The organism is Deinococcus aerolatus (assembly GCF_014647055.1).
Taxonomy (GTDB): Bacteria; Deinococcota; Deinococci; order Deinococcales; family Deinococcaceae; genus Deinococcus; species Deinococcus aerolatus.
This window is the reverse complement of record NZ_BMOL01000003.1, coordinates 217,240-242,923: the sequence shown is the minus strand read 5'-3', so window position 1 is coordinate 242,923 and position 25,684 is coordinate 217,240. Positions and strand designations below refer to the sequence as shown.

Genomic DNA, 25,684 nt, shown 5'->3' with positions numbered 1-25,684 from the left:
ATTCATACTGATCCTCCTTCCGATGTTGGGGACTGTGGACGTTTGGTTTCACGTCGCACCTTCCTCACGCAGCACCATCAGTCTCGCACAAGCCTCAGAACCCAGAAGTTGTGACAGCTGAGGGTGACGCATCCACGGGAGATTGCCACCCAGCTCAACGCGGAAGGATGTCGCTTGGCACCATGCGCAGGTGGCGAGAATACTGACACGAAATCGGCTAATTGGTCATGCGAGGCCACCAATGACAGAAGCTCAGGGAGCGTACCCCTTCTCACTGATCTTCCAACCAACGACACTGGGTCGCGAGCAACTCGGTCAGAGCGTCCAAAGTGAGGAAATGTCGGTTTTCCAGGAGCGTATCGGTGAGTGAGCACAAGTGTTCGGCCACTGATCTATCAGGCTCGCCAACCCACCCTCGTGGTACGCGTCTTGTCCACAAGGGTGCGTCTAGGAGTTTTTAGGCGTACCTAAACTCATGGACCATCGGCCAATGTGGAGAAACCAGGCGTAATTCCACCACGGGAGAAGCACCAGAGGCTATGCGAAGTCTGCTGACCGTTCACCTAGATTTCGTCTCGACAATGAAGATATGCCTGATTCATCTCGTGGACCGCTGGTCATGGGTTGGATGTCGAATGCCCTGATCTGACAGCCCACATCACTGCTTCTATAGCCTCGGCCCCACGTTTATCACTGCTTAAATCCTTTACTGCTTGGCTATGTGAATAGTTTTCACCCTGGGCGCGCGTCCCTGGTCAGTGCCCCTGTTCCTGTTCAACGGGCGAGGGGTTAAGGCTGGCAAGCCCGACGCGCAGAGCCCAGCGCACGGCAAGTACACGGGTACTGACACCCAAGGTGGCGTAGATATCGCAGACCTGATTGCGGATAGTCTTTTCCGCAAGATTGAGTTCCAAGCTAATCTGGATGTTGGAGTACCCGTGGGCAACCAGACGCAGGATGTCGCGCTCACGTTCGGACAACATCAGCTCAGATATTGAGGCGGATCGGGCGTCCAACGTCATGTTACCCTCCTGTGTTGCTGCTACGGGGACGTTTGTGTCAAGGAAGTATTCCAGTGGCAACGGTGGGAAATATTCTCTCGCTGTCATGAGCTCCCCACCATTAATTCGGTACGTTTTCTAACGCCATACTTATAGAGCACAGCCGAGACATGTGTCTTGACCGTCTTTGGTGCGATGGCCAGCTGCTTGGCGATCTGCAAATTGGTCCAACCCCGTCGGAGGTAAAACAGCACCTCACGCTCCCGGCTGGTTAGTAAATGGCCAGAGTGATGCGGTGCCAGATACCGCATCATCACGTGGGGGTCGATCCACAATTCTCCCCTGTAAACCGCTGCTACGCTCTGTAACAGGGTCTGGACATCACAATCTGCAAGGATATAGCCGCGGTATTCGAGGTGGATCAGTTCAAAGAGTTCGGACTCCACGGTACCCTGCTTGACCAGCGCCAGGGTGGGAAGGTCCGGCCGCATCAGAGGGCAGCCCTGATTGTTACTGTAGTCGCGCAGGCAGATGCTGGCACCCTGAGGCTCAAACTGCGTTGGGATATCCGCTTCTTTAAAAATCAAGGTTAATCCATAAGCCAGTAGACGGTGCTGGGTATCAATCCAGATGGGTCCTGGGTCAGCGACAGATTCCTGAATTCTGGACCAATGATGAGTGGTCATACGCCTGTCACCGCGTCCAGGGTTCCATTGACCGCTGTCGTGTTCAGTTGCAGAGATGTTCACCCTGATGTGGCTTTCGCCATGGGCCTGGAGTGACGGTGCGGTGGGTGATGAGGACATCATTGGAACCCATCGAGTGGTTCAACTTCATAACGGCGGCTGGCACCAGCACCGCCTGAAGATTGAGTAGAAATGATCGGTTGCATTTGAGTCGACTTCACGATAACCCCTAAAAAGGCAAATCGTAGATCTGAAGTGGCCAGGATAATGGAAGAGCGATCTAAACCGGCAACGTTGGATTCCGAGTCACTAAACAGTTGATAAATGATACAATTGGATTGTAAAACGTCAGACAGATGCTGAATAAAATTGGCATGCTCTATCTTCGTGAGAACGAAATTCCTCAACCTAGTCAAATGAATCCGTAGCCAGACTGCCATCCGAAACCCAACTGGTTTGCCGAGATGACCTCAAGGTCATTTGAATGTTTTTGAATTATATCACATTCCCGGATCCAGAGCGTTCGAAACGAGAAGCAATACCCTTCATTAAGGCAGCCACTCTGGGGCGCATTGTCGGGTCTCTCTGGCCGTTGGAAGCGCATCCGAGCCGGTCCACTATTGGTGTTTGGCCAGAGCGTTGGGAGCCTGTGAATCATGGCTGGGACGACATGCAACTACAAGGATTCCAGGATTTGATCTGAAGACGCCGGATGGCCTTCGCTACGTGGTAAGGCCAAGGACGGAACTAAATGCTGTTCGGTAAAGACCTCTGGTGGTGGCCTTGGTCTGCAGGAATGTTCTTCCAGCCTATACAACATTAACTAGCCAGAGCTGGAGGCACTCTCCAACTCTGGCGTGGATGGTCCCCTTTCTAGAGAAACTTTTGGCGAAACCGGATCATAGGCTGCGCTCCATCCAAATTAAAACCATACTTCAGGGTTTCACCACGAACCAGACCTTGCCCACGTTCTGTCCGGTGGTGTCGCCGGGTTTGCTGTCCTTGGCCCAGTAATAAAGCGGCTGCCCGACATATGTCACCTGGAGTGCGCCGTCCTTGCGGAGCGTGGTGCCTAGTTTGCTGCCTTTCTCGGCAGGCAAATAGGCGGTCAACAGCGGGGGCCAAGCGGTCGCGCAGCCGTCGTAACAGGTGCTCACCCCTTTCTCATCTTTGGTGAACATGTAAAGGGTCATTCCGTTAGGCGCCACCAAGTATTCACCCAGTTCGCCACTTTTGGTGGTGTTGACGGGAGGGCCAGGATTGACCGCGTACCAGACCTTGCCCACATCCTGCCCGGTGGTGTCGCCCGCCTTTTGATCCCGCACCCAGTAATACAGCGGCCAGCCGTTATAGGCCACCTGCTGCGCGCCGTCCTTGCGCTCCACCAGGGTGACTTTGCCAGGCATCCCCGCAGGCAACTTGGGCAGTGTGTCGGCCAGCAGCGGGGGCCAGGCCGCAGCGCACTGTTCGTAGCAATTGGTCACGCCCGGCGTGTCCTTGGTGTAGAGGTACAGGGTCATACCCTTATCACCGGTCAGGATGCTGCCCAGCTTAGCGTCCTGGCGCAGTCCTATTTGCGGCGTGGCAGCGCTGGCAAACGTGGTGTTGGCAAGGGCAACACTGGCGAACAGAGCGACGGCGGCGGCGCGGACACTTGTGGTCTTCATCATGGGGAGCCTCCGCTTCTAGAAACGCAGCAACGGAGCATTTGGATTCAGTCTCACTTTATAGACTGGCCCAACCGAGAACCAGCGTCGGTCTGCTCTGGCCCGCCATATCGCGTCCCTCATCTTCCAGGCTGATACACACGTAATCGCCCCCACCCACGCTGGCTGACAGAACACCACGGACGCTGCGGGTGCTGGGGGTCAGGGGATCGCCACGCTTCCAGTTGGAGGCCACCCAGACCTGGTAAACCTTGCCCGGAGCAGGTGGGGGCAAGACGAACAGCACCTCACGGCTGGGCAGCAGCAGCAGGTGGCCGGCGGGCTGGTCTTTGGCCCGCAGGCCTAGCACTGCCACTCCAGGTTGTGCCAGCCAGCCTGCGACCTGCCGTTGCTCAGCGCGCAGCACACTGGCCTGGGCCTGCTGCCACCCACCCCAACCGATGGCTCCAGTCGCCAGTGACAGTGCACAGACCACAGCAACAGCCGCCCAGCGTGGCGCGCGCGAAGAAGGGCGCGATGCCCCTGAAGGAGTTCTGCTCACGGTGGCCTGCGGCGTCAGTGTGAGCGGACGGCGCAGCGGCGGCAAGTCTCCTACCGATGGCAACGCCTCTACCTGGGCTACAACTTCGTCCCTCCAGGTCACCACCTGCGACCGGCACGGTGCACAAGTTAGAAGATGAAGCTCGATTTGCTCCTGAGCTTGACCCTGCAAATCGCCCACCATGTAGTCTCGCAAGATGCTTGCATCGGGATGCAGGGTGTTCACGATTTCTCCAGGGTGCGGCGCATTCTTGCCAGAGCCCGGCGCAGGCGCGTTTTTACGGTCCCCAGGGGCAGGGCGTGGGAACTGGCCAGCTCGCCGTGGCTGAAGCCCATGAAGAAGGCCTCACGGATGAGCGCTTGATCGGCGGGAGACAGGTCATCCAATGCGCCCTGAATCATAATGCGGGTGTCCAACCCGGGGCCAGCACTGGGAGAAGGTATTTCTCCCAGCAGGTTCTCAGTGTGGTCCACAACAGGACGCGCTCCCCGTGCCCGCAGACGGCTGAGGGCCTCATTGCGGGCCACCGTATACACAAAGGCGCGCGGCGATCCCAGATCAGGCCGATACTGGTGAGCGCGCCGATAGACGCGCTCGAACGTGTCCTGAAGCACTTCCTGCGCCTCCTCGCGGTCTCCCAGCAGTCGCCAGGCCAGGGCGTGAACATGTCCGCCCAACTGGGCATACAGCTCGGCCAGCGCGTCCACGTCTCCGAGGCGCAGCCGGAGCAGCAGCGTGAGTTCATCCGTCATGGGAGGATCATCATGGGCTTACAGTCAAGGATACGCGCTACCGAGGCGGTTAGATTCACACAGATTGTTTTCGCTGAAAGGCAGTAGTTGTGGGCAAGGTGATCGGCCTGCCCATAGTGGTGCCTTTGCATTTTCAATACCGGGAACGATCGAAAGCGCAGGAGTTTGTTGCCGAGCAACCATCCGGCAAAAGGAAGATTCGGCGCCAAACTTTTTGATAGCCACAAAAAATGGAGTATCCGGTTTTCGCTGTCCTGCAGGGGGTCAACGGGGGGTCAAAGTGTCACTGCCGTGTCACTATCAGTCTGGGAAAGCCTGGGAAACTGGGAGATGAAACAGGAATCAGGAATCGGAAATATGCCGTCTGACAGGAGAATTTAGGAGAGCAGGGGACAGGCTGGGATGGGCTCAAGGCAGTTGTCATCCGTAGATCGTCCGTTCGACCTGGATCACTGGCTCCAGGGAAATGCCCCAGCCCGGACAACAACTCGGAGCCTTTTGTCTGCCCGGGGTAGCCATGAGGGAAGGGGAGACGGCTTTCAGGCGTCCGGGAATGCGTCTAGCGGTCTGTTCGGAGGCCCTGTTGAAGGGCGCGGAACCGCCATGAACTGGCGGTGGCAGCAGGCTGTACGGCGGGATTGCGGGCAGCCTTCAGGGCCTGCCCCACCATCGTTTTGCCCCTTGCCTCCAGCGTTTCCCGCGCCGCTGCGTTGCTGGGCACGGTGTCACTCACCTGCAGCAACACGACGATCACGGCCTCTCCGGGTTCATTGTCGGGCGTGGCCAGACGGCCTGATCCCTGAAAGGCGGGTTTTCCATCGTACAGGTCAATGCGGTCGTCGTCGTCCCGCCCGACAAAGAAGACGCGGGCCTCGGCGTCGGTGCCCACGAAAAAACCCACGTCCAGAGAGCCGGGGGTGCCCACAGGGCCGAGCAGGGCGGCGCCGTCCCTGCCGGTGCTCGCAGCATCGATCTCGGCCTGGTTGGCGTAGATGCCCAGGGCCACCGCCCGCCCATCGTTGTGTACCTCCTCGCTGAAGAGGACGGCCCCCGTATCGATGACGGCCCCTGTGTTGATGTTGCCGATGCCCCAGGCCCAGAGGCCCTGGTACAGCGTCCTGGTGGAGGGCGCCGTCACATTCACCAGGACGGTCTTGCTGTCCTGGCCTATGTTGCCCGCAGCGTCGTACGCCCTGGCCGTGAAGGCCACGTTGCCGTTGTCGGCGGCAGAGACCGTGGCCATGGCGGCGTAGGGCAGGGCGTTGTCGGTGCTGATTAACGTGCTGCCGCGGTAGAACTCCACCCTGTCGACCCTGACGTCGTCGGTGGCAGTGGCGATCAGATTGACGCTGGTGCCGCTCTGGGAGGCACTCAGGCTCACGCTGGGCGAGGTGCTGTCCGACGGGGGCTGCGGCTGTGGCGTACCGCCACTGCAGGCGGTAAGCAGGAGGGCGGCGCTGAGCATGGGCAGAAGCAGTCTGGTCACGCCAGCAGGGTAGGGCGATTCAGGAATCGGCGTGAGACGATTTGCGCCTCATTCCCCCGGTTCCCCCCGCCACCACCCGTCCTGGGGGGTCACGGGCATGGCCCGCTTGTGGCGGGTATTCAGGTACATCCCCTCCAGACGCCGGGCCACCGCGTCCGTGACCTCGCGGCCCTCCAGGTAGTCGTCAATCTGGGCGTAGGTCAGGCCCAGGGCCGCCTCGTCGGGGAGGCCGGGGCGCGCATCTTCCAGGTCGGCGGTGGGCACCTTGCGCCAGGTGCGCTCGGGGGCCTCCAGATGCTGCAGCAGCTGCGCGCCCTGCCGTTTGCTCAGGCCGCTCAGGGGAGTCACGTCCGCGCCGCCGTCTCCGTATTTGGTGTAGAAGCCGGTGACCGCCTCGGCGGCGTGATCGGTGCCCACCACCAGCAGCCCCTCCTGGCCGGCCAGTGCGTACTGCACCACCATGCGCTCGCGCGCCTTGATGTTGCCGCGCACGAAGTCGCGCAGCATTTCCCCGGTGGCGGCGCGGACCGCCCCGGCACTGGCGTCCACTGCCGCCTGGATGTTCACGGTCACGCAGCGGTCGGGACGAATAAACTCAAGCGCGGTCTGGGCATCGGCCTCGTCGGCCTGCACGCCGTAGGGCAGCCGCATGGCGGTCAACGTTGCGTCATGCCCCGCCTCCCGCCGCCGCTGGGCGGCCAGCTGACACAGCCGCCCGGCCAGCGTGCTGTCCTGCCCGCCGCTGATGCCCAGCACGAAACCGCGCGCCGGGGTGCCCTCCAGGTATTCGGCCAGAAAGCTGACCCGCCGCTCGACTTCCCCGGCCGGATCAATCTCGGGCAGTACCTGAAGCTCACGGCGAATGCGGTCACGCAGCGACACGTTATGCGGGGCCGGGACGTGTGGCGAGGTGGGCGGGGTCATGAGACAAGTATTGGCGAGAAACGCAGCGGGGACCAGCGCGGCCGGCTTGGGGGTTCCGTCATCCGCCTCCAGCCGAAGGGCCAACCGGAGAAAGACACGCCGCCTCAATCGGCCCCCGATTACCGGGAGGGTCCGGGCCTTTGCGGTCAGGGCAGGACCGGCAGCCCGTACACTCTCGCGGTGGGCACTTCAGATTCTTCTGGCCAGTCGGTTGACGCGGCCATCGATACGCTGGGGCTGGGCCGGTTTCAGTGGCGGCTGCTGGCGATCTGCGGCCTGACCTGGGCCTCGGATGCGATGGAAGTGCTGCTGGTGGGCTTCGCCCTGCCTGGCATCAGCGCGGCGTTCGGCCTGGAGCGCGGCTCGGCTCAGGCCACCGGCCTGCTGAGCGCCACCTTTGCGGGCATGCTGGTGGGCGCGCTGTTCTGGGGCTGGCTGGCCGACCGGGTGGGCCGCCGCACGGTCTTTCTGATCACCGTGGCGCTGGGCGTGGTCTTTGGGGTGCTGGGAGCGTTTGCGCCCACGGTGGCGTTGCTGGTCACGCTGCGTTTCCTGACCGGCTTCGCCATCGGCGGAACGCTGCCGGTAGACTACGCCATGATGGCGGAATTCATTCCCACCGTGTGGCGCGGGCGCTTTCTGGTGTATCTGGAAAGTTTCTGGGCGCTGGGCACGGTGCTGGTTGCCGGACTGGCCTGGGCGCTGAGCACTGCCCTGCCGCCTGCCGAGGGCTGGCGATGGCTGCTGGGGCTGGCCGCCCTGCCGGGGCTGGTGGGCCTGCTGGCGCGGCTGGGCGTGCCGGATTCGCCGCGTTCGCTGCTGGCCCGTGGGGACGCGGCGGGCGCCCGGCGGGCGCTGGAGCGGGTGGCCCGCGTCAACGGTGTAATCCTCCCGGACGCGCCGCTGCTGGTTCCCGCACGCCCGGAGCGCGTGACGCCCGCTGCCCTGTTCTCCGGAACGCTGCGGCGCCGCACGGCGCTGCTCGCCGCCGTGTGGTTCGGCCTGAGCCTGGGCTACTACGGCATCTTCTCGTGGCTGCCCAGCTTCCTGAAGGCCGGGGGGCTGGAGCTGGGCGAGGTCTACCGCACCACCCTGCTGCTGGCGCTGGCCCAGGTGCCGGGGTATCTGCTGGCGGCGTGGCTGGTCGAGCGGGTGGGCCGCCGCGTCACCCTGACCGGGTTTCTGGCGGTCAGTGCGCTGGGGGCCTTTCTGTTTCTGGTGGCCAGCACGCCCGCAGCCGTGCTGCTGGCACTGGGCCTGCTCTCAGCCGCGCTGCTGGGGGCGTGGGGGGCGCTGTACGCCTACACGCCGGAGTTGTTTCCCACCCCACTGCGGACCACCGGCATGGGGCTGGTCAGCGGCATGGCGCGGGTGGCCAGCGTGCTGTCGCCGGGCGTGGGGGCGCTGCTGCTGACCGGCAACCTGGGTGTGGCGCTGGGTCTGTTTGCCGCCCTGTTCGCTGTGGCCGCCGCCTGCGCCTGGGCCATCGGCACCGAGACGCGCGGCCAGCAGCTGCCCGAGGCAGTGGCGTGAGCTCCGGTGCCCCGCAGCCCTCACCGCTGCTGACGGACCTGTACCAGCTCACCATGATGCAGGGCTACTTCGCGTCCGGACTGCACACGCAGACGGCGGTGTTCGACCTGAACTTCCGCCGCCTGCCCTACAAGGGCGGTTACGCGGTCTGGGCCGGGCTGGAGGAGATGCTGGAGACCCTTGAGAGCCTGCGCTTTGCCGCAGAGGAACTGGCTTATCTGGACACCCTGGGCCTGTTTCAGGCTGACTTTCTGGCCGCCCTGCGCGACTGGCGCTTTTCCGGTCAGATCGACGCCTTTGCCGAGGGGAGCGTGGTGTTCGCGTACGAGCCGCTGCTGACTGTCACGGCCCCGCTGTGGGAGGCGCAACTCGTCGAGACCATGCTGCTCAACACCCTCAATTTCCAGACCCTGGTGGCAACCAAGGCGGCCCGCTGCGTGCTGGCGGCGCAGTCCAGCCCCCACGGGGGCGAGGTGATCGAGTTCGGTGCGCGCCGTGCCCAGGGGCCGGACGGAGCGCTCAGCGCGGCGCGGGCCGCGTTCGTGGGCGGAGCCACCGGCACCAGCAACGTGCAGGCCGGGCAGCGCCTCGGGCTGCCGCTGACCGGCACGCACGCCCACGCCTGGGTGGAGAGTTTTCCTGACGAGCTGGGTGCCTTCCGGGCCTACGCGCGGGTCTATCCGGACAGCACCACGCTGCTGCTGGACACGGTAGACACCCTGGGCAGCGGCCTGCCCAATGCCCTGACGGTGGCGCGTGAGCTGCGTGCGGCGGGCCATGAGCTGCGCGGCGTGCGCCTGGACAGCGGTGACCTGGCTTACCTGTCGCGCACGGTACGCGCTGCGCTGGACGCGGCGGGTTTTGGGGACGTGAAGATCGTGGCCAGCAATGACCTGTCCGAATCGGTGATCGCCGCGATCATCGCTGAGGGCGGGCGGGTGGACGTCTACGGCGTCGGCACGCAGCTGGCCACGGCGGGCGGGCCGGGGGGCGGGGCGCTGGGCGGCGTATACAAACTGGCGCAGTTGGACGGCCGGCCGCGCATGAAGCTGACCGGCGATCCGGTCAAGTCCAGCCTGCCGGGGGTCAAGCGGGTGTGGCGCGGGCAGGGCGCGGACGGCACCTTTGGCTGGGACGTGCTGACACTGGGCGACGAACCGCAGCCGGGGCAGGCGGTCAGCGACCCCACCAATCCGCTGCGCTCGGGCCGTCTGCCGACTGCCCTGCGGTGGGAAGACGCCCGCCAGACCGTCATGGCCGGGGGCCGACGCACCCAGCCTGCCGTCGCGCTGCCCGGCATCCAGGCCCGCGCCCGCCAGGAACTGGCCCGGTTGCCGGCCGAGACGCGCCGACTGCTCAATCCGCACGTCTACCGCGTCAGTCTGGGCGCGGACGTGTCTGGCCTGCGCGACTGGGTCAGCGCGGAACTGAGGGCCGGACTGGGATGAGCCCGCTTGCCGGCGCGGTTTACGTGGGACGGTTCCAGCCGCCGCACGCCGCACATGTCGGCAGCGTCCAGCACGCCCTGAAGCACGCGCCGCGCGTGCTGGTGTTGGTGGGCAGCGCCAACCTGGCCCGCAGCGTCCACAACCCCTGGAGCGCCCCCGAACGCACCGGCATGTTCCGCTCCGCCCTGCGTGACGGTGGGGCCGACGTCAGGCGTGTGACCTTCCGTCCGCTGCCCGATGACTTCGATGCCGAACGCTGGGCGGCGGCGGTGCGCGAGCAGGCCGCCGCCGTGTTCGGCCCAGCGGCGGCGCTGGCGCTGGGCGGATTTGAGAAGGACGCCAGCAGCGCCTACCTGCGCTGGTTTCCCGGCTGGTCCCGCCTGAACGTTCCTCAGACGCCGGGGCTGAACGCCACGGACCTGCGCCGCGTCCTGTTCGGGGGCCAGGCTCTGCCTGCCGGGGTACCCGCCGCCGTCCAGGCATTCCTGAGCGCCTTCGTCTCCACGCCCGCCTTCGCCCGGCTGCAGGCCGAGTGGCAGGCGGTGACCGTGGCCCGTGCCGCCCTGCCCCCAGGCCTCCACTTGACCGAGGAACGCTGGCTGTGGCGGGCAGGGGAGAGGGTGGCCCTGCACACCCGGCTCGGTCCCATCGGGCGCGGGCTGTGGGAGTTGCCGGGATGCCAGCTGCCGCCGGGTGAACAGCCCCGTGCCGGGGCAGAGGCGGTGTTCGCTCACCCAGCCCGCTCACTGGTGGCCCCGGCCGCCGCGCACGTTTTTCTGGGGGTGCCGCCGCCCGCCTTCGGGTTCCACTCGGTCCCGCTGGCGACGGCCCTGGCCCGCCCGCGCCGCTTCTTCGAGGACCATCACGTCATCCTGACGCGGCTGCTGGGGCTGGACTGAGCTTGCGAATGGTTAAAACTGAGCCTGCGGGCGGCTAAAGCAGCACCACGTCCACCGTCTCCCCGGCCGCTACCGGCCCCCCCTCCGGAACGATCACCAGGGCGTCCGCGTCGCTCAGCGAGCGCAGGATGCCGCTGCCCTGCTGGCCGTAGTCGTGGACCTCGCCGCCTTTGATCACGCCGCGCCAGAAGGCGGTCTTGTCCGCAAGGCCCCGGAAGGGCGTGGCGGTCCGTAGCTTCAGACTCTGCACCGGCTGTCCGGTCAGGGCGGGGCGCACGATCACGTGGAACACCACCAGACTGCTGACCGGATTGCCCGGCAGGCCAAACACCGGCAGCCCGTTCCAGCCGCCCAGAATGGCCGGGCCGCCGGGGCGCATCCGCACCTTCCAGAAGGCCACCCGGCCGCGCTCGATCAGCAGGTCCCGCATGAAGTCGTATCGGCCCATGCTGACGCCGCCGCTGGTGAGCAGCACGTCCGCGCCGCCCGCCTGGCCGATGGCCGCCTGCAGGGCTTCGGGGCTGTCCGGGGCGTGGCCCAGTTCGATGACCTCGCAGCCGCTTTCTTGCAGCATGGCCGAAAGTCCCACGCGGTTGCTGTCGTAGACCTGCCCCGGCTTCAGGGCCTGCCCCGGCTCAATCACCTCGTCGCCGGTGGACAGCAGCGCCACCCGCAGTCTGCGGCGCACCGGAACGTGGGCATGCCCCAGCGCGGCGGCCAGGGCTACCCGTGGAGCGCTCAGCCATAGGCCCGCCGCCATCACCGTCTCGCCCGCGCGGAAGTCGCCGCCCTCGTGACGCACGTCGCTGGGAAAGGCAGGCCGCCGCAGCAGGACGTGCTCGGGACCGTCGTCCTGCAATTCCTCGACGGGGCAGATGGCGTCCACGCCTGTGGGCAGCGGCGCCCCGGTGTAGATCCGCACGCACTGGCCCGCGCCCACCGTTCCTTCAAACGGCACCCCGGCGCGGCTCTCGCCGACGAGCCTCAGCCGCACCGGGCTTTCCTTGCCGGCGGTCAGCGTGTCGGCCTCACGCGCAGCGATGCCGTCCAGGGCGCTCTCGGTGGCGCTGGGATGGCTGACCCTGGCTGCCAGAGGCGCGGCCAGCGTGCGGCCCAGGGCCTGACTGACGGGAACAGTCTCGGTGTCCAGCGCGGGCAGCAGCGCGGCCAGCATCTCGCGGGCCTCGGTCACGCTGACGTGCATGGGAAAGGTGGGTTGGGACATGGGGGACAGCATAGAGGGCGGGCCCTGCTGTGCCGCCATTCCCACCTCCCGCCGCCCCGGACCCACTACCCTGTGCCCATGAAGCTCTACACCAAGACGGGCGACGGCGGCACCACCGGACTGTACGGCGCGGACCGCGTGAGCAAGACCCACCCGCGCGTGGAGGCCTACGGCACCGTGGACGAGCTGAACAGCGCCGTGGGCCTGGCCCGTGCCCACAACACCCGCAGCCACAAGCCCGACGCCACCCTGGACCAGGATCTGGAATACCTGCAGAACGCGCTGTTCGATCTGGGCGCAGACCTTGCCACCCGGCCCGGCACCACCTACGAGAAGAAGATCAGCCGTATTGACGCCCAGGACGCCGCGTTCCTGGAAGCGATGATCGACCGCTACCAGGAGGCCGCGCCCCCGTTCACGGGGTTTGTCCACCCCGGCGGCACGCCCGCCGCCGCCGCCCTGCACCTTGCCCGCACGGTGGCCCGCCGCGCCGAACGCGAGGTGATCCGCCTGCTGGAAGTGGAGGAGGCCAACCGCGAGGTGCAGATCTACCTGAACCGCCTGTCGGACCTGCTGTTCGTGATGGCCCGCGCGGCCAACCAGGCCGCAGGAATCGAGGAACACGCCTGGCTGGTGAAGGGCCGGCGCTAGGCACGGAGAACGGCGCGGGAAATCTGTCCTACTGCCCGGCGACCACCCGCGCAATTGCCCGCGCCCCCGTTTCCGCCGCGTGCATGGTCAGGCCGCCGTAGCCCAGCAGCAGGGCGTTGGGCACCCTGCCCGCAAAGGTGTAGGTGTCCAGCGTGGAGACGAACACGCCGCGTCTGGACAGTTCGGCGGCGACGTCCCGCGCGTCCAGGGGCGGCGACAGAAACAGGCAGACGTGCAGCCCGGCCTCGATGCCGCCCAGCGTGGCCAGGGGGGCCAGTGGCTCCAGCACCCGGGTCAGCACCGCCCGCACCCCGGCGTGCCAGCGGCGCGTGCGGCGAATGTGGCGGTCCACCTCGCCCGTTCGCAACAGGTGCAGCAGCGCGTGCTGAACCGGCAGCGGGTGGCCCGAATCCAGCAGCGTGCGGGCGCGGACCAGCGCGGGCATCAGCGCAGGCGGGCCGATCAGGAAGCCGGTCCGCACGCCCGGCGTCAGCACCTTGGACAGCGTGCCCAGGTACAGCACGCGGTTGCCCTGGGGGTCCAGGCCCGCCAGCGTGGGCAGCGGCGACGCGCCGTACCTGAATTCGCTGTCGTAGTCGTCTTCCACGATCAGGGCGTCGTGTCTGGCGGCCCACTCCAGCAGGGCCAGCCGGCGCGGCACGCTCATGCGCCCGCCCAGGGGGAAGCCGTGGCTGGGCGTCATGTAGGCCAGCCGGGCCGGCGGCGTGTCGGCGCTGACCACCGGGCCGTCCGCGTCCTGCTCCAGCGGCACAGGAACGTGCCCGGCGTCCAGGATGGCCTGCCGCGCCGCCCGGTAGCCGGTGGCCTCGAACAGCACGCCGGACTGGGGAGGCAGCAGGCGCAGGATCAGGTTCAGCGCCTGCAGGGAACCCGCCGTGACCAGCACCCGCTCCGGCGGGGCACTCAGGCCGCGTGACCGCGCCACGAACGCTGCCAGCGCCGCCCGCACCTCCGGTTCACCCGCCGGATCGCCGTAGTCGCCAGACACAGTGGCCCGCGCCGCCGCCGCCCAGGCCTGCCGCCACGCCCGCGTGTCCAGCGTGGCCGTGGTCGCCACCCCCACCCGGAAATGAATGCCGGCTGCCCGGTCCGGTCCGTCCACCGGGGCCGCGGGCGGAGTCACGAACCAGCCGGGGGCGCCGCCGCCCGCACTGCTGGCCTGCGCGGCCCCGGCCGAGACGCGCGTGCCGCGCCCCACCGTCGCCTCCAGCGTGCCGTCCGCCACCAGTTCCGCGTAGGCGTTGGCCACCACGCCGCGCGTCACGCCCAGCTCGGCGGCCAGCGTGCGCGAGCCGGGCAGGGTCAGGCCCGCGGGCAGTGCGCCCGACAGCGCCGCCGCCCGCAGGGTGTCAGCCAGCTGGGCTTGAAGAGGCCGGGCCACGCCGCGCTCCAGGGTCAGCGCCACCGGCAGCTCCCCCGGAAGTGGACTGCTGATTCTGGTCTGAAGTGGAGCTTTGCGAGGGGCCACCATCCGGCTAGTCTACCGGCGTGAGCAACTTCTACGATCCCCAGCAGCGTGACCCCAGCGTGAGCCGCCGCCCGCAGAACCGCCGGGAGGACGCCTGGGTCCGCGCCCTGCTGGCCCGCGTGGAGATCGGGCGGGTGGCCACCGTGTGGCAATCCGGGGACGGGCAGCCTTTCCCCTTTATCACCACGCTGGCCTTCGCCTACCGCCCCGAGACGCACGACATCGTGTACCACACCAACATCACCGGGCGGCTGTGGGCGAACGTGGGGCAGGGCCACCCGGCCACCTTCGAGGCCAGCGAGATTGGCGCTCTGCTGCCCAGCAACAATCCGCTGGAACTGTCGGTGCAGTACCGCAGCGTCGTGGCGTTCGGCACGGCCCGTCTGCTGGCAGACCGTGAGGAGGCGCGGGAAGCCCTGCGCGTGCTTTCCGAACGGCTGTTTCCCGACTTGCGGATCGGACAGCAGACCCGCCCGATTCTGGACAGCGACCTGGCCCGGACCAGCGTCTACTCGCTGGCGGTGGACCGCTGGAGCGGCAAGGAAAACTGGGCGCCGGGAGCCGACCAGACCGAAGACTGGCCCGCGCTGACGCCGGAACTGGCCCGCCTGCGCCCCGCTCTGTCCGGCCCTGCTGTTCCCGATGCCGCTAGAGTCAGGCCGTGACCCGTCAGGACGCTTTCCAGCTTTTTCTGCTCTCGGCCGTGTGGGGCATTTCCTTTTTGCTGATCAAGTGGGGCGGCGACGTGTTCCCGCCGCTGTGGATGGCGCTGCTCCGGTGCGTGTTCGGCGCGGCGGTGCTGTGGCTGGCGCTGCGGCTGGGCCGCCACACGCTGCCGCCCGCAGGGTTGTGGAAGCCGCTGCTGCTGGTGGCCTTTTTCAACAACGTGGTGCCGTGGACCTTCTTCGCGTGGGGCGAGCTGACCGTGTCCAGCAACATCGCCGCCATCCTGAACGCCACCACGCCGCTGTTCACGCTGATGATCAGCCTGGGCGTGCGCGAGATCGCCCCCAGCGTCCGCGTCATTCTGGGCGTGCTGATCGGGCTGGGCGGCGTGGGCCTGACGGTCTTTGGCGGCCTCAGCGGCGGGCACGCCAGCACACTTGGGGTGACGGTGCTGGCGGCGGCGGGGCTGGGCTACGCCATTGCCACCGTGATCGCCAAGCGCACGCTGGGCGGCCTGAACCCGGTGGGCCTGGCCACCACGCAGCTGACGCTGGCCGGGGTGATGCTGCTGCCCGCCGCCCTGCTTGGCCCCGCGCCCTCGGCCCTGACCTCGCAGGCCGTGCTGTCCATGCTGTTTCTGGGCGTGTTCGGCAGCGGGTTCGCGTACCTGCTGTACTACGGCCTGCTGTCGCGCGTTTCCAGCACGCAGGTGGTGGGGGTGACCTACCTGCTGCCGGTGTAGGGATTGTTCTGGGGCGCGGTGGCCGGGGAGCGGGTGGGCGTGCTGTCGGTCGTCGGCGTGGGCGTCATCCTGGCCGGGCTGGCGCTGCTGAACCTGCGGCCCAGACGCGCCCGTCCGCCGGTTCCGGTCTGAGCCCCGCCCCCGCCCAGTTCAGCACGCCCGGTCCAGAAGGCTGGACACCTGACCGTCTTTTTCGCCCACGACGCCTACACTGATCTCAAACGGAGGAATCTATGACCGCAACCCCTGAAAGCAAGACCCAAAGCAAGTGGCTGGCCGCCGAACTCAAGCACGACAGCGGCGTGTACAACAAACACGAGGTCGTGATGGTGCGTGGCCTGGGCGCCACCGTCTGGGACGAGAACGGGCGCTCGTACATCGACTGCGTGGCGGGCTACGGCGTCGCCAACATTGGCCACAGCCACCCGGACGTGGTCAAGGCCATCCAGGAGCAGGCGGGCCGGTTGATGGTTATGCCCCAGAGTGTGCCCAACGACAAACGCGCCGAGTTCCTGCAGGAACTGGTGGGCATCCTGCCGGCGGGCCTGGACCGCGTGTTCCTGTGCAACTCCGGCACCGAGGCGATGGAGGCGGCCAAGAAGTTCGCCATCACCGGCACAGGCCGCAAGCGCTTCGTGAGCATGAAACGCGGTTTCTCCGGACGCAGCCTGGGTGCGCTGGCCCTGACCTGGGAGCCCAAGTACCGCGAACCCTTCGGCGACGCCGTGGACAATAAGAACGTGGACTTCGTGACCTACGGCAACATTGAAGAACTGCGTGGCGCCGTGACCGAGGAAACCGCCGCCGTCATTCTGGAGCCGGTGCAGGGCGAGGGCGGCGTGCGTCCCGCCACCATGGAATTTATTCAGGAGGCCCGCCGCATCACCAGGGAGAAGGGCGCGCTGCTGATTCTGGACGAGATCCAGACCGGGTTCTGCCGCACCGGCAAGATGTTCGCCACTGAACACTTCGGCGTGACCCCCGACGGCATGACGCTGGCCAAGGCGATGGCGGGCGGCGTGCCCATCGGCGCGTTCGTGATGACCGGCGAGGTGGCCGACCGCATGCCTGCTGGCGGCCACGGCACCACCTTCGGCGGCAACCCGCTGAGCATGGCCGCCGGGCTCGCCGCGATCCGCGCCATGAAGCGCGAGGGCATGGCCGAGCAGGCCCGCGAGAAGGGCGCGTACTTCATGGAACGGCTGCGCGCCATTCAGTCTCCCAAGATCCGCGAGGTGCGCGGCATGGGCCTGATGATCGGCGTGGAACTCAAGGAAAAGAGCGCGCCGTACATCACTGCCCTGGAACACGACGAGGGCGTGATGGCCCTGCAGGCGACGCCGCTGGTGGTGCGGTTCCTGCCGCCCATCACGATCACCAGAGAGCAGATTGATCAGGTGGTGGACGCCTTCGCACGCGTGCTGAGCGGCGTTAATCCCCGCGCCGAGCGTCAGGCCGAGCTGGCCGCGCAGGCCGAGGAGAAGCAGAGCGAGTAGACGCTTTTTCGGGATGAGGCTGGGGGCGGGTCTGCGGACTGGCCCCCAGCTTTTGTGTGTGTTCGACTGGGGCGAACAAAGGGGCAAACCGCCGCAACACCCGCGCCAGAGTGTGAAAATCTCTCACACCCCACGGTGAATCTCCTTACACTGGAACCTGTGAAGTTCTGGGTGATGGGTGTTTCGGCGGCAGTACTCCTGGGTGGAGCCCTGGCCGTGGGCGTGGCGGCCAGCGCCGGGGACCGGCTGGCGCCGGGCTTGACGGTGGCGGGCGTGGATGTGGGCGGCCTGACCCGCGATCAGGCGCTGGCGGTTCTGGGTGACCGCGCCGCCGCCGCCCCCCAGATAACGGTCACGGCCCGCGAGCAGACCTGGACGCTGGGGGCCGATCAGCTGGGCTGGCACGCTGACGCCGCAACCAGCGTGGCCGCCGCTGAGAGGGCCACCGCTGAGCGCACCCTCGTACAGCGGGTCAGGGACGTGATCGGCCAGGAGCAGCCGCAGGATTTTCCGTTGATCGCGGCGGTTGACGCGGCGGTGGCCAGGGCGACGCTGTCCACTCTGACCGGCAGCCTGAACGCGCAGCCGAGGAATGCCGCCGTGGCCTTTGATTCCAAAACGCTGAAGTACGCCGTGACGGTCAGGGACGCGCCGGGCCGTCAGTACGACGCGGCCGCAGCCGCCACGATCTATGCTGCCGCACCCACGTCCACCACCATCCGGGTTCCGGTCCGGGAGTGGAAGGCGCAGTACACCGCCGACGTGCTGCAGGGCCACGTGAACCGGGGCAACGCGCTGATGCGGCCCTTCGGGGTCACGCTGGCCGGGACCACGCGCAAGGGCGTGCTGACACCGCTGCAGGTGGCCAACCTGTACTGGGTCAAGCCGCAGGGCATCGTTCCGGACGAGGCGGCCCTGAAGCGGGCGTTCGCGTTGCTGACCGGATTCATTGACCAGCCGGCGCGGAACGCCCGCTTCGCCTTCAAGGGTGACAAGCTGGTCAAGGTGCCCGAGAAGGCGGGGCGTGTCACCCAGCAGGCGGCCTACGCGGCGTTCCGTACAGGCGTGCTGGACGCGGACAGGACCAGCATGACCCTGGTGTCCAAGAAGGTCAGCCCCACGCTGACGCTGGCGCAGTTGCCCGACGCCAGCCGGCTGGAACTGATCCACACCGGCGTCAGCACCTATTACAACAGCAGCCCCGAGCGGCGCACCAACGTCGCCAACGCCGCCGCCAAGATCGACGGCGCGGTGGTTCCGGCGGAGGGGACCTTCAGTTTTCTGGAGAGCCTGGGCAGTATCACGGCGGACAACGGCTTCGTGGGCGGGCTGATCATCAGCGGTGGGCGCACGGTGGACGGGCTGGGCGGCGGCGTGTGTCAGGTCAGCACCACGGCCTTCCGGGCGATGTACGGGGCCGGGCTGCCGGTGGTGGAGCGCAACCAGCACTCCTACCGCGTGGGCTACTACGAGCCGCAGGTGGGCTTCGAGGCCGCCGTCTACGATCCGGGGCTGGACCTTAAGTTCGGCAACGACACCGGCGGTCCGCTGATCCTCCGAACCATCAACGATGACGCGGCCAGCACGCTGGAGGTGCAGGTCTGGGGCGTCAAGCCGCAGCGCACCGTCACGGTCAGTCCCGCCGTGATCCTGTCGCGCAAGGCGCACCCGCCGGCCAAGTACGTGGTCAACCCGAACCTGCGCCCCGGCATCACCCGGCAGGTGGACTGGGCGGCCGACGGCTACAGCCTGTACATTCAGCGCACCATTAAGGACGCCAGCGGCGTGCGCACCGACAGAACCAGCACCGTCTACAAGCCGTGGCAGGCGGTGTACGAGGTTGGGCCGAGCTAGGCGGGCGCCGCACACCGGGCAGCCGGACGTCGAGCAACGAAAAGGGAGCGGGAGCCTACTTCATCGGCTTGCGGATGGCCGCCATGATCAGCGAGAAGGCGGCGATCACGACGACGTAGCTGCTCAGCGAGGCGGCGGGGCTGAAGGTGGGGCTCAGCACGTCCAGCGAGAACTTGTAGATGGCGAACGGAACGGCCCAGCCCATGGCGAAGTAGGCGGCCCGGCGCAGGTAGTCATGTGCGACGGCGGCCTGCGGAAAGTAGAACATGGGCACCAGCATGGCGGGAATCAGCAGCAGCTGCACCAGATAGAACCAGACGGGCAGGCTGGCAAAGCCGTATTCCAGGCCGCCAAACACGATATTCAGCGCGCCGATGATCACGCCGGTGATCAGGGCGGTGCGTGGGAGAAAGGAAGCATTCACGCCACCCATGCTGCCACAGCGCGGGGGTGGCAACTGTCCGGCGACTCGGGAGTGTCTGGAGGGGGGGCGCGCGGCGGGGTTGTTGCAGACCGCCTCCAGTCCCGCCGCGTCCAGTCAGCTTCCGTTGCCAGGAGTGGGGTAGAGCAGTGAGCGGGCCAGCCGGAATGCGAAGCCCGCCGCCCTCGCCCGTCCCTGCACGGCATATCATCGGCCCTGATGTCTGATCCCGTTCGTTCCAGTTCCAGGCCAGCGGAGCCGTCCGCCGCTGCCCCCGCCGCCCTGCCCGATCTGGGCGAGGTCATTCGCGCCGGAGAGTGGCGGCGCGCGCTGGCCGTCTCGCGCGTGAACGGAGCCGGCCCCGACATCCAGGAGGCGCTGGAGGCGGTGTTCCGCTTTCAGGAAACGGTGCGGGCGCGGCGCTACCCCTCGGCGCGCCGGGCGCTGGCCGATTACCGCGAGGCGCTGGCGGGCAAGGCCGACGCCGCCGAGCTGAGCGTGCTGCGCCGCGTCGCCGATCCAGACGTGCTGGCCACGGCCCTGGAGGCTCTGGCCGCCCACCTCAAGGAGCCGGACCCGGAGATCCTGGCCGCCGGACTGGCCCCGGCGCTGAGCGAGCCCCTGACGCGGGCCGAGGCGCTGAACATCCAGGGCGTGCTGATGGCGTTGCAGGAACAGGGGGCCGGGGCCAGGACGCTGTTCGAGCAGGCGCTGGAGGCCGATGCGGGCCACTACCGCGCGCTGACCAACCTGGGCAATCTGGACATCGAGGCGGGCGACTACGCCGGGGCCGAGGCCCGATACCGCGAGGTGATTCGCCTGAATCCCGATTACGACGGCGGCCACCACAATCTGGGCGTGGCGCTGCGCCGCCAGGGCAAGATGGGCGAGGCGGTGCGCTCGATCCGGCGCGGCCAGCGGCTGGGCATGAAGCGCTCCAAGGAGGACGCCGACGCCGAGGTCAAGGCGCAGTTCGCGGCCAACCCGCTGTTCAAGGGAATGCGCTGGGTGCTGATCGCCGTGGTGGTGCTGGTGCTGTTCCTGGCCCTGCGCGGCGCGTTGACCTAGCGCCCGTTGACAAGGCAGACGGTTCGGTCATAGCCTTCTGCCACCAGGCCGTGGCGTGGGCGCCGTCGCATGGGGTGCGCTATAAGCGGGCATGAGCGAATCTATCCTGAGTCCTGGCGGCGCGCGGCGGGTAGACGCCCGGCTGGAAAGCGCCGGGCTGCTGGACCTGACGATGGAGGAGGCCGGGCGGGCGGTGGCCGATGCGGTTCAGGCCTCCTTTCCGGAGGGGCCGGTGCTGCTGCTGGCAGGCGGCGGGGCCAACGGTGGGGACGCTCTGGTGGCTGCCCGCCACCTGCTGACCCTGGGCCGGACGGTGCGCGTGCTGGCACAGCCGAGTAAGCACCCACTGACCCGCCTGAACCGCCGCCGTCTGCGGGCCACTGGCGGCGAGGTGCAACCCCTCCTTGTGGCCGCCCTGCGCCGCGCCTCCGCCTCCGCCGGGGTGCTGGTGGACGGCCTGCTGGGCACCGGCTTCGTGCCGCCGCTGCGTCCGGCCCTGGCCGGGGTGATGGGGGCGTTGAACGCCGCCCACGACGCGGGGGTTCCGGTGCTGTCCATTGACCTGCCCAGCGGTCTGGATGCGTCCAGCGCGGCCCTGCCGGACCTGAGCGTGGAGGCCGACATGACCGTTACCCTGATGGGCCTCAAGGCGGCCCTGCTGTTTGGCGCCCCGGCCACGCGGGCGGGGCGGGTGACGCTGGTGCCCCTGCGCGTGCCGCCCGCGTGGGTGCGCGCCGAGGCACTTGCCACCCGCCCGGGTGACGCAGAGGTGGCCGCGCTGCTGCCCGTTCGCACCACGGGCGCGCACAAGGGCACGGCGGGCCGGGTCTGGGTCGTGGGCGGCCACTCCGGCACGGTGGGGGCGGCGGCGCTGGCAGGCCAGGGAGCGCTGCGGGCCGGGGCAGGACTGGTCACCGTTCACTCGCTGGCGGACGTGCCGCTCGTCACGCCTGAACTGATGGTCCGGCGGCACGCGGACTGGGCCACGGCCCTGCCCGAACTGCACAAGGGGGCACTGCCGGACGCCGTGGCGCTGGGCATGGGTCTGGGACCGGAGGCCGTGCAGGTGGCCCGCGAGGTGCTGACCTGGGGGGTGCCCACCGTGCTGGACGCCGATGCCCTGTCCCCTGAGCTGGCGGGCCACGGCCACCCGCAGTGCATCTGGACCCCGCACCCCGGCGAGGCCGCGCGGCTGCTGGGCACCGGGACGGCGCAGGTCACCCGCGATCCGCTGGCGGCCGCGCGGGCCTTGCAACAGCTGCTGGGCGGCGCGGTGGTCCTGAAGGGCGGCCCCAGCGTCGTCGCGTCGGGGGGAGACGGGGGGGGGTCCCTGACCGTCTCGCGCGGCGGACATCCAGGGATGGCCTCCGGGGGCATGGGCGACACGCTGTCGGGCATCCTGGCGGCGCTGCTGGGCCAGGGTCTGGACGCGGCCGACGCGGCCGTCGCGGGGGTCAGGCTGCACGCCCGCGCGGGCGAACGTGCCGCAGCCACGCACGGCTACGGCCTGACCGCCACCGACGTCTCGGAGGAACTGGGGGCCGCCTGGCGGAATCTGTTGGAGCTGTAGAACCTGGCTTCAGTTAAGTCTGGACCGTTCCGCAAAAGTGGGAGTGCGGTAAGAGTGCCCGGCATACCGTACCGGTACTGTGCAGGGACTTCTCTCCGACCTACCATTGCTGGGCATTCTGGAACTGATTCACGCGACCCGGCAGACCGGCGTGCTGGACGTCCAGGCCGAGGTGCCCTATACCGTGACGTTCGTGGGCGGTGAGATTATTTCCGGCGGCATTCTGGACTGGATGGGGCTGGACGCGCTGTACGCCAGCCCGCTGCTGCCGGAGAGCGGTACCTTCGACTTCACGCAGCGCCCGGTAGCGGGGCAGCCGCTGGGGCCCTACGAACATCTGTCGACCGACTGGGCGCGGGTCAGTGACGAGTGGGAGAAGGTCTGCGAGATCATCGGCAGCCCCAGCCACTGCTTTCACGGTGACCTGTTTCCCTTTGGAACCCAGGGCGGCTTCTCGGTGCGCGGCGCGGCCCGCGAGCTGGACCTTCCGGTGTTCCAGGCCGCGCAGCTGGTGGTGGGGGCACTCAAGCAGGGGCGCGTGTTGCCGGTGGACCGCTACGAATGGTACCGGTTGCGGCTGCAGCCTGCCGGTCAGCGGGCCAGGGTTCATCCGGTGGCCCGTCACCTGAACGGCAAGCGCACGCTGGGGGAAGCCGTCCATGCGGGCCTGCCCCAGCGCGACGTGCGCGACTACCTGCTGGGCGAGCTGCGCCTGGGCCTGCGTTTTCCCGGCAGCGGCTGGGTACTGCGCGACCTGGTCTGGGAACAGCGGTACAGCCCCGTACCTGTGCCGGAGCCAAGTTGACCGCTCACCACCCCTCTGGATGGACCGCAGGACAAAAGTACGTTTACCCATGATGTCCAGGCCAATATCTGGGACGGGAACAGCAATCACCCGGATCCCCACTTCTGCAGCTCAGGCCCCCGGCAGCCGCAGCAGGCCTTCCAGGGCGGCGTAGGCATCCGGGCGGGCCAGGAACACCAGTTCGTCGTTGGGGGTCAGGCGCATCTCGGGATGGGTCAGCCGCACGCTGCCGTCGCGGACGATGCCCACCACCTCCACGCCCGGCGGCAGGCTCAGCAGCTTGAGCCGTGCGCCGCGCCAGCTCGGCGGCACGCCCCGGCGGTACAGCTCGCGCTCGGCGCCTGTGCTGCCTGTAGTTTCGGTCGGTGTATCGGCGGGCTGCGGGGTCAGGTCATCGTAGAGGACGGCGGGCGCGTCGGCAGACGCTTCCGGGGCGCGGCGCGGGATAAAACGCACGGAATCGGGCAGCTGGGCCAGACCGCCGATCAACCCCGGTCCGCCCTGATGGACGCCGCTCTGGGCGCGGGCCTCGACCTGGCCGGGCACCAGACCACTCGTGCCGCTCAGAACGTGGGCCAGCCCGGCGGCCAGCAGCGCGCTGGGCAGCAGGGCCTCGCCGCCCCAGGCCACGGCCAGCAGCGCGGCGGCCAGCGGCACGTTCAGGGTCACGGTCAGGTAGGCCACCAGACCGATTAACGTGGCCAGCGCCGGGTCCACGCCCGCCGCGCTGCCCAGCCCCGCACCGATCAACCCGCCCACCCCCACCGAGGGCAGCACGCCGCCCCCAAAGGCCAGCCGCGCGCCCAGGGCCAGCAGCAGCCAGCGCCACGCGCCCAGCGCGCCTGCCTCGGCCCCCACAAAATCCGAGACCCCCAGCTGCACCCAGCCGCTGCCGTCGCCCAGCACGCCGGGGGTGGCGTACACGGCGAGGGCGGCGGTGGCCAGCCCGAACAGGCCGCCCAGCACGGGACGCCAGCGGCCCCCGGCCCAGCGTGTGGGCAGGGTCCGCACCGCCTGGACCGACAGCCACCCGGCCAGCGTGGCGATCAGCGCCACCCCCAGCAGCGCCGGCAGCTGGGCCAGCGCTGGCACGCCCAGTTCCGGGACGCTCAGCAGCGGCGTGAAGCCGAAGGCCAGTCCGTACACGGCGGTCCCGGCCACGGCGGCCAGCACGCAGGGCATGACCACCTCGAACTCGAACTCGAAGCGGCGGTATAGCACCTCCGCGATCAGCACGGCGGCGGCCAGGGGGGCGTGCAGCACCGCGCCCAGCGCCGCCGCCGCCCCGGCCAGGGTCAGGGTACGGGCCTCCACCGCGTCCAGCCGCGTGAAGCGGCCCAGCAGCCGCGCGCCCAGTTGGCCCGTGACCGTAAAGGCCGAATCTCGTCCCACCAGCAGGCCCGCGCCGTAGGCCAGGACCGTGCCCAGCAGGGTACGCAGCTGCATCAGGGGACCGGGCCACTGGCCGCGGGCGTGGTAGCCGCGCACCAGCTGGCCCAGCGCGTCTCCGGCCGAGGCGGGCACCAGCCAGGTGTACAGCGCGCCCAGCACCGGCAGCGCCAGCAGGCCCCACGGCAGCGCATCGCCGAAGGCCATCAGCAGGCCGGCCTCGCCGGGGGTGCCGGGCGGCGCGTAGCCGGTGACCAGGGCGCCCAGGCGCAGCGCCGCTTCCAGCAGCAGGCGCAGCAGAATGCTCAGGCCGCCCACCAGCGCCCCCACCAGTACGCTGAGAACCACCAGCCGTCCCGTTTCCAGACGGGTCAACACGGCGCGGGGGAACGGTGAACGCATACGCGGCCCATGCTAGAGCAAAGTGGCGGTGCAGACGGCTTGCCCCACCCCGCTGCGTGACGGGGCCTGCTTCTCATCTTAGGGTGGCCTAAAAATTCATGCTTTCCTGAGAATTGGGGTGTGGCGGGTAAGCTGGGGGTAGTTTTTGCGAAAGCAGGGAGTGCGCGCACGGTGCGTGCCTCCGGCTTCGGCTTGCAAGGAGAAAGACTGATATGGCTTACCAAGTTCCCCCCCTGCCCTACGACTACGACGCTCTGGCCCCCCACATCGACGCCCGCACCATGGAAATCCACCACGACAAGCACCACCAGGCCTACGTGGACAACGCCAACAAGGCGCTGGAAGGCACCGAGTTCTCCGACATGCCCGTCGAGGAGCTGATCACGAAGCTGGACAGTGTGCCGGCCGACAAGAAGATGGCCCTGCGCAACAATGCCGGTGGCCACGCCAACCACAGCCTGTTCTGGACCGTCATGGGGCCGCAGGGCAACACGCAGCCGGGCGGTGAGTTGATGACCGCCATCGAGGGTGCGTTCGGTTCCTTCGAGGACTTCAAGAAGAAGTTCGAGGACGCCGCCAAGACCCGCTTCGGCAGTGGCTGGGCGTGGCTGGTTGTGCAGAACGGCAAACTGGCCGTGGTCAGCACCGCCAACCAGGACAACCCGTTGATGGGCGAGGCGATTTCCGGCACGAGCGGCACCCCGGTGCTGGGCGTGGACGTGTGGGAACACGCCTACTACCTGAACTACCAGAACAAGCGTCCCGATTACCTGGAAGCCTTTTGGAACGTCGTGAACTGGGACGAGGTGGCCCGGCGTTACGCCGCTGCCAAGTAACCCACTTGAATTAAGGAGATCGATTTGAAGATGCCCCCTGGCCGAGTGTGGCCGGGGGGCACTTTTTGTCGATGCCCGGGCGCCTGCTGACCGTGACGTGGTTAAGGTGCTGGGCCAGGCCCCGGAATACGGC

Annotated in this window: 24 protein-coding genes; 13 read left to right on the top strand and 11 right to left on the bottom strand. The window is 67.8% G+C overall.

Annotated elements, in window-relative coordinates; translation table 11 throughout:
* Window positions 1-755: 755 nt before the first annotated feature.
* From IEY31_RS05610 to nadE, 7 genes are all read right to left on the bottom strand, one after another.
* Window positions 756-1,022, bottom strand: coding sequence for a helix-turn-helix domain-containing protein (locus IEY31_RS05610; protein WP_188969826.1), 267 nt, complete (start codon window positions 1,020-1,022; stop codon window positions 756-758).
* Between the two features lie 83 nt (window positions 1,023-1,105).
* Window positions 1,106-1,687, bottom strand: coding sequence for a helix-turn-helix transcriptional regulator (locus IEY31_RS05605; protein ID WP_188969824.1), 582 nt, complete (start codon window positions 1,685-1,687; stop codon window positions 1,106-1,108).
* 935 nt (window positions 1,688-2,622) lie between these two features.
* Window positions 2,623-3,357 carry a hypothetical protein gene (locus IEY31_RS05600; RefSeq protein WP_229723343.1) on the bottom strand — a complete coding sequence of 245 codons (735 nt, stop codon included), beginning with the start codon at window positions 3,355-3,357 and terminating at the stop codon, window positions 2,623-2,625.
* 55 nt (window positions 3,358-3,412) lie between these two features.
* A complete protein-coding gene (locus tag IEY31_RS05595; RefSeq protein ID WP_188969822.1) occupies window positions 3,413-3,703 on the bottom strand; it encodes a hypothetical protein in 291 nt (96 codons plus the stop codon).
* 413 nt (window positions 3,704-4,116) lie between these two features.
* On the bottom strand, window positions 4,117-4,647 hold the full coding sequence (locus IEY31_RS05590) for an RNA polymerase sigma factor (RefSeq protein WP_188969820.1): 531 nt from the start codon (window positions 4,645-4,647) through the stop codon (window positions 4,117-4,119).
* 559 nt (window positions 4,648-5,206) lie between these two features.
* A complete protein-coding gene (locus IEY31_RS05585) occupies window positions 5,207-6,133 on the bottom strand; it encodes an Ig-like domain-containing protein (protein ID WP_188969818.1) in 927 nt (308 codons plus the stop codon).
* A 48-nt stretch (window positions 6,134-6,181) separates the two neighbouring features.
* Window positions 6,182-7,057 (bottom strand): ammonia-dependent NAD(+) synthetase, encoded by an 876-nt coding sequence (gene nadE / locus IEY31_RS05580; RefSeq protein ID WP_308424311.1) that lies wholly within the window; start codon window positions 7,055-7,057, stop codon window positions 6,182-6,184.
* 180 nt (window positions 7,058-7,237) lie between these two features.
* Here nadE and IEY31_RS18610 point away from each other — a divergent pair, with 180 nt between their 5' ends.
* The 3 genes from IEY31_RS18610 to IEY31_RS05570 are packed head-to-tail and all read left to right on the top strand — an operon-like array spanning window position 7,238 to window position 10,937.
* Window positions 7,238-8,590, top strand: coding sequence for an MFS transporter (locus tag IEY31_RS18610; protein WP_229723342.1), 1,353 nt, complete (start codon window positions 7,238-7,240; stop codon window positions 8,588-8,590).
* Window positions 8,587-10,038 (top strand): nicotinate phosphoribosyltransferase, encoded by a 1,452-nt coding sequence (locus tag IEY31_RS18605; RefSeq protein WP_268238923.1) that lies wholly within the window; start codon window positions 8,587-8,589, stop codon window positions 10,036-10,038. The genes IEY31_RS18610 and IEY31_RS18605 overlap by 4 nt, the downstream gene beginning before the upstream one ends.
* The gene (locus IEY31_RS05570) at window positions 10,035-10,937 is read left to right on the top strand and encodes an adenylyltransferase/cytidyltransferase family protein (protein WP_188969816.1); all 903 of its coding nucleotides are present in this window, start codon (window positions 10,035-10,037) and stop codon (window positions 10,935-10,937) included. The genes IEY31_RS18605 and IEY31_RS05570 overlap by 4 nt, the downstream gene beginning before the upstream one ends.
* Window positions 10,938-10,971: 34 nt before the next feature.
* Here IEY31_RS05570 and IEY31_RS05565 read toward each other — a convergent pair whose 3' ends face one another.
* Window positions 10,972-12,162, bottom strand: coding sequence for a molybdopterin molybdotransferase MoeA (locus tag IEY31_RS05565; protein WP_188969814.1), 1,191 nt, complete (start codon window positions 12,160-12,162; stop codon window positions 10,972-10,974).
* 78 nt (window positions 12,163-12,240) lie between these two features.
* Here IEY31_RS05565 and IEY31_RS05560 point away from each other — a divergent pair, with 78 nt between their 5' ends.
* Entirely contained in the window at window positions 12,241-12,813 is a 573-nt protein-coding gene (locus IEY31_RS05560; protein ID WP_188969812.1) for a cob(I)yrinic acid a,c-diamide adenosyltransferase, read from the top strand.
* Window positions 12,814-12,841: 28 nt separating this feature from the next.
* Here the strand turns inward: IEY31_RS05560 and pdxR are convergent, their stop codons facing one another.
* Window positions 12,842-14,305, bottom strand: coding sequence for a MocR-like pyridoxine biosynthesis transcription factor PdxR (gene pdxR / locus IEY31_RS05555; RefSeq protein ID WP_188969810.1), 1,464 nt, complete (start codon window positions 14,303-14,305; stop codon window positions 12,842-12,844).
* A 17-nt stretch (window positions 14,306-14,322) separates the two neighbouring features.
* On the opposite strand from pdxR, the gene IEY31_RS05550 reads away from it, so the two are divergent.
* The 5 genes from IEY31_RS05550 to IEY31_RS05535 all read left to right on the top strand — a co-directional run bounded on the left by IEY31_RS05550 (window position 14,323) and on the right by IEY31_RS05535 (window position 19,060).
* The gene (locus IEY31_RS05550) at window positions 14,323-14,967 is read left to right on the top strand and encodes a pyridoxamine 5'-phosphate oxidase family protein (protein WP_188969808.1); all 645 of its coding nucleotides are present in this window, start codon (window positions 14,323-14,325) and stop codon (window positions 14,965-14,967) included.
* On the top strand, window positions 14,964-15,710 hold the full coding sequence (locus IEY31_RS05545; protein WP_229723341.1) for a DMT family transporter: 747 nt from the start codon (window positions 14,964-14,966) through the stop codon (window positions 15,708-15,710). Before IEY31_RS05550 ends, IEY31_RS05545 begins: the two co-directional genes overlap by 4 nt.
* A 3-nt stretch (window positions 15,711-15,713) precedes the next feature.
* Window positions 15,714-15,842 (top strand): hypothetical protein, encoded by a 129-nt coding sequence (locus IEY31_RS18910; protein ID WP_268238922.1) that lies wholly within the window; start codon window positions 15,714-15,716, stop codon window positions 15,840-15,842.
* Window positions 15,843-15,943: 101 nt separating this feature from the next.
* A complete protein-coding gene (locus IEY31_RS05540) occupies window positions 15,944-17,206 on the top strand; it encodes an aspartate aminotransferase family protein (protein WP_188969806.1) in 1,263 nt (420 codons plus the stop codon).
* Between the two features lie 159 nt (window positions 17,207-17,365).
* Window positions 17,366-19,060 carry a VanW family protein gene (locus tag IEY31_RS05535; RefSeq protein ID WP_188969804.1) on the top strand — a complete coding sequence of 565 codons (1,695 nt, stop codon included), beginning with the start codon at window positions 17,366-17,368 and terminating at the stop codon, window positions 19,058-19,060.
* A 55-nt stretch (window positions 19,061-19,115) separates the two neighbouring features.
* Here IEY31_RS05535 and IEY31_RS05530 read toward each other — a convergent pair whose 3' ends face one another.
* Window positions 19,116-19,484, bottom strand: coding sequence for a hypothetical protein (locus tag IEY31_RS05530; RefSeq protein WP_188969802.1), 369 nt, complete (start codon window positions 19,482-19,484; stop codon window positions 19,116-19,118).
* A gap of 216 nt (window positions 19,485-19,700) precedes the next feature.
* Here IEY31_RS05530 and IEY31_RS05525 point away from each other — a divergent pair, with 216 nt between their 5' ends.
* The 3 genes from IEY31_RS05525 (at window position 19,701) to IEY31_RS05515 (ending at window position 22,924) form a co-directional block, all read left to right on the top strand.
* Complete coding sequence (locus IEY31_RS05525; protein ID WP_188969800.1) at window positions 19,701-20,549, top strand: tetratricopeptide repeat protein; 849 nt, start codon at window positions 19,701-19,703, stop codon at window positions 20,547-20,549.
* Between the two features lie 91 nt (window positions 20,550-20,640).
* Window positions 20,641-22,119: an NAD(P)H-hydrate dehydratase gene (locus IEY31_RS05520; protein ID WP_188969798.1), complete on the top strand. Its 1,479-nt coding sequence runs from the start codon at window positions 20,641-20,643 to the stop codon at window positions 22,117-22,119.
* A gap of 79 nt (window positions 22,120-22,198) precedes the next feature.
* Window positions 22,199-22,924 carry a DUF4388 domain-containing protein gene (locus tag IEY31_RS05515; RefSeq protein ID WP_188969796.1) on the top strand — a complete coding sequence of 242 codons (726 nt, stop codon included), beginning with the start codon at window positions 22,199-22,201 and terminating at the stop codon, window positions 22,922-22,924.
* 111 nt (window positions 22,925-23,035) lie between these two features.
* Here IEY31_RS05515 and IEY31_RS05510 read toward each other — a convergent pair whose 3' ends face one another.
* Window positions 23,036-24,715, bottom strand: coding sequence for a chloride channel protein (locus IEY31_RS05510; protein ID WP_188969793.1), 1,680 nt, complete (start codon window positions 24,713-24,715; stop codon window positions 23,036-23,038).
* Window positions 24,716-24,927: 212 nt separating this feature from the next.
* Here IEY31_RS05510 and IEY31_RS05505 point away from each other — a divergent pair, with 212 nt between their 5' ends.
* Window positions 24,928-25,551 (top strand): superoxide dismutase, encoded by a 624-nt coding sequence (locus IEY31_RS05505; protein ID WP_188969791.1) that lies wholly within the window; start codon window positions 24,928-24,930, stop codon window positions 25,549-25,551.
* Window positions 25,552-25,684 lie beyond the last annotated feature (133 nt).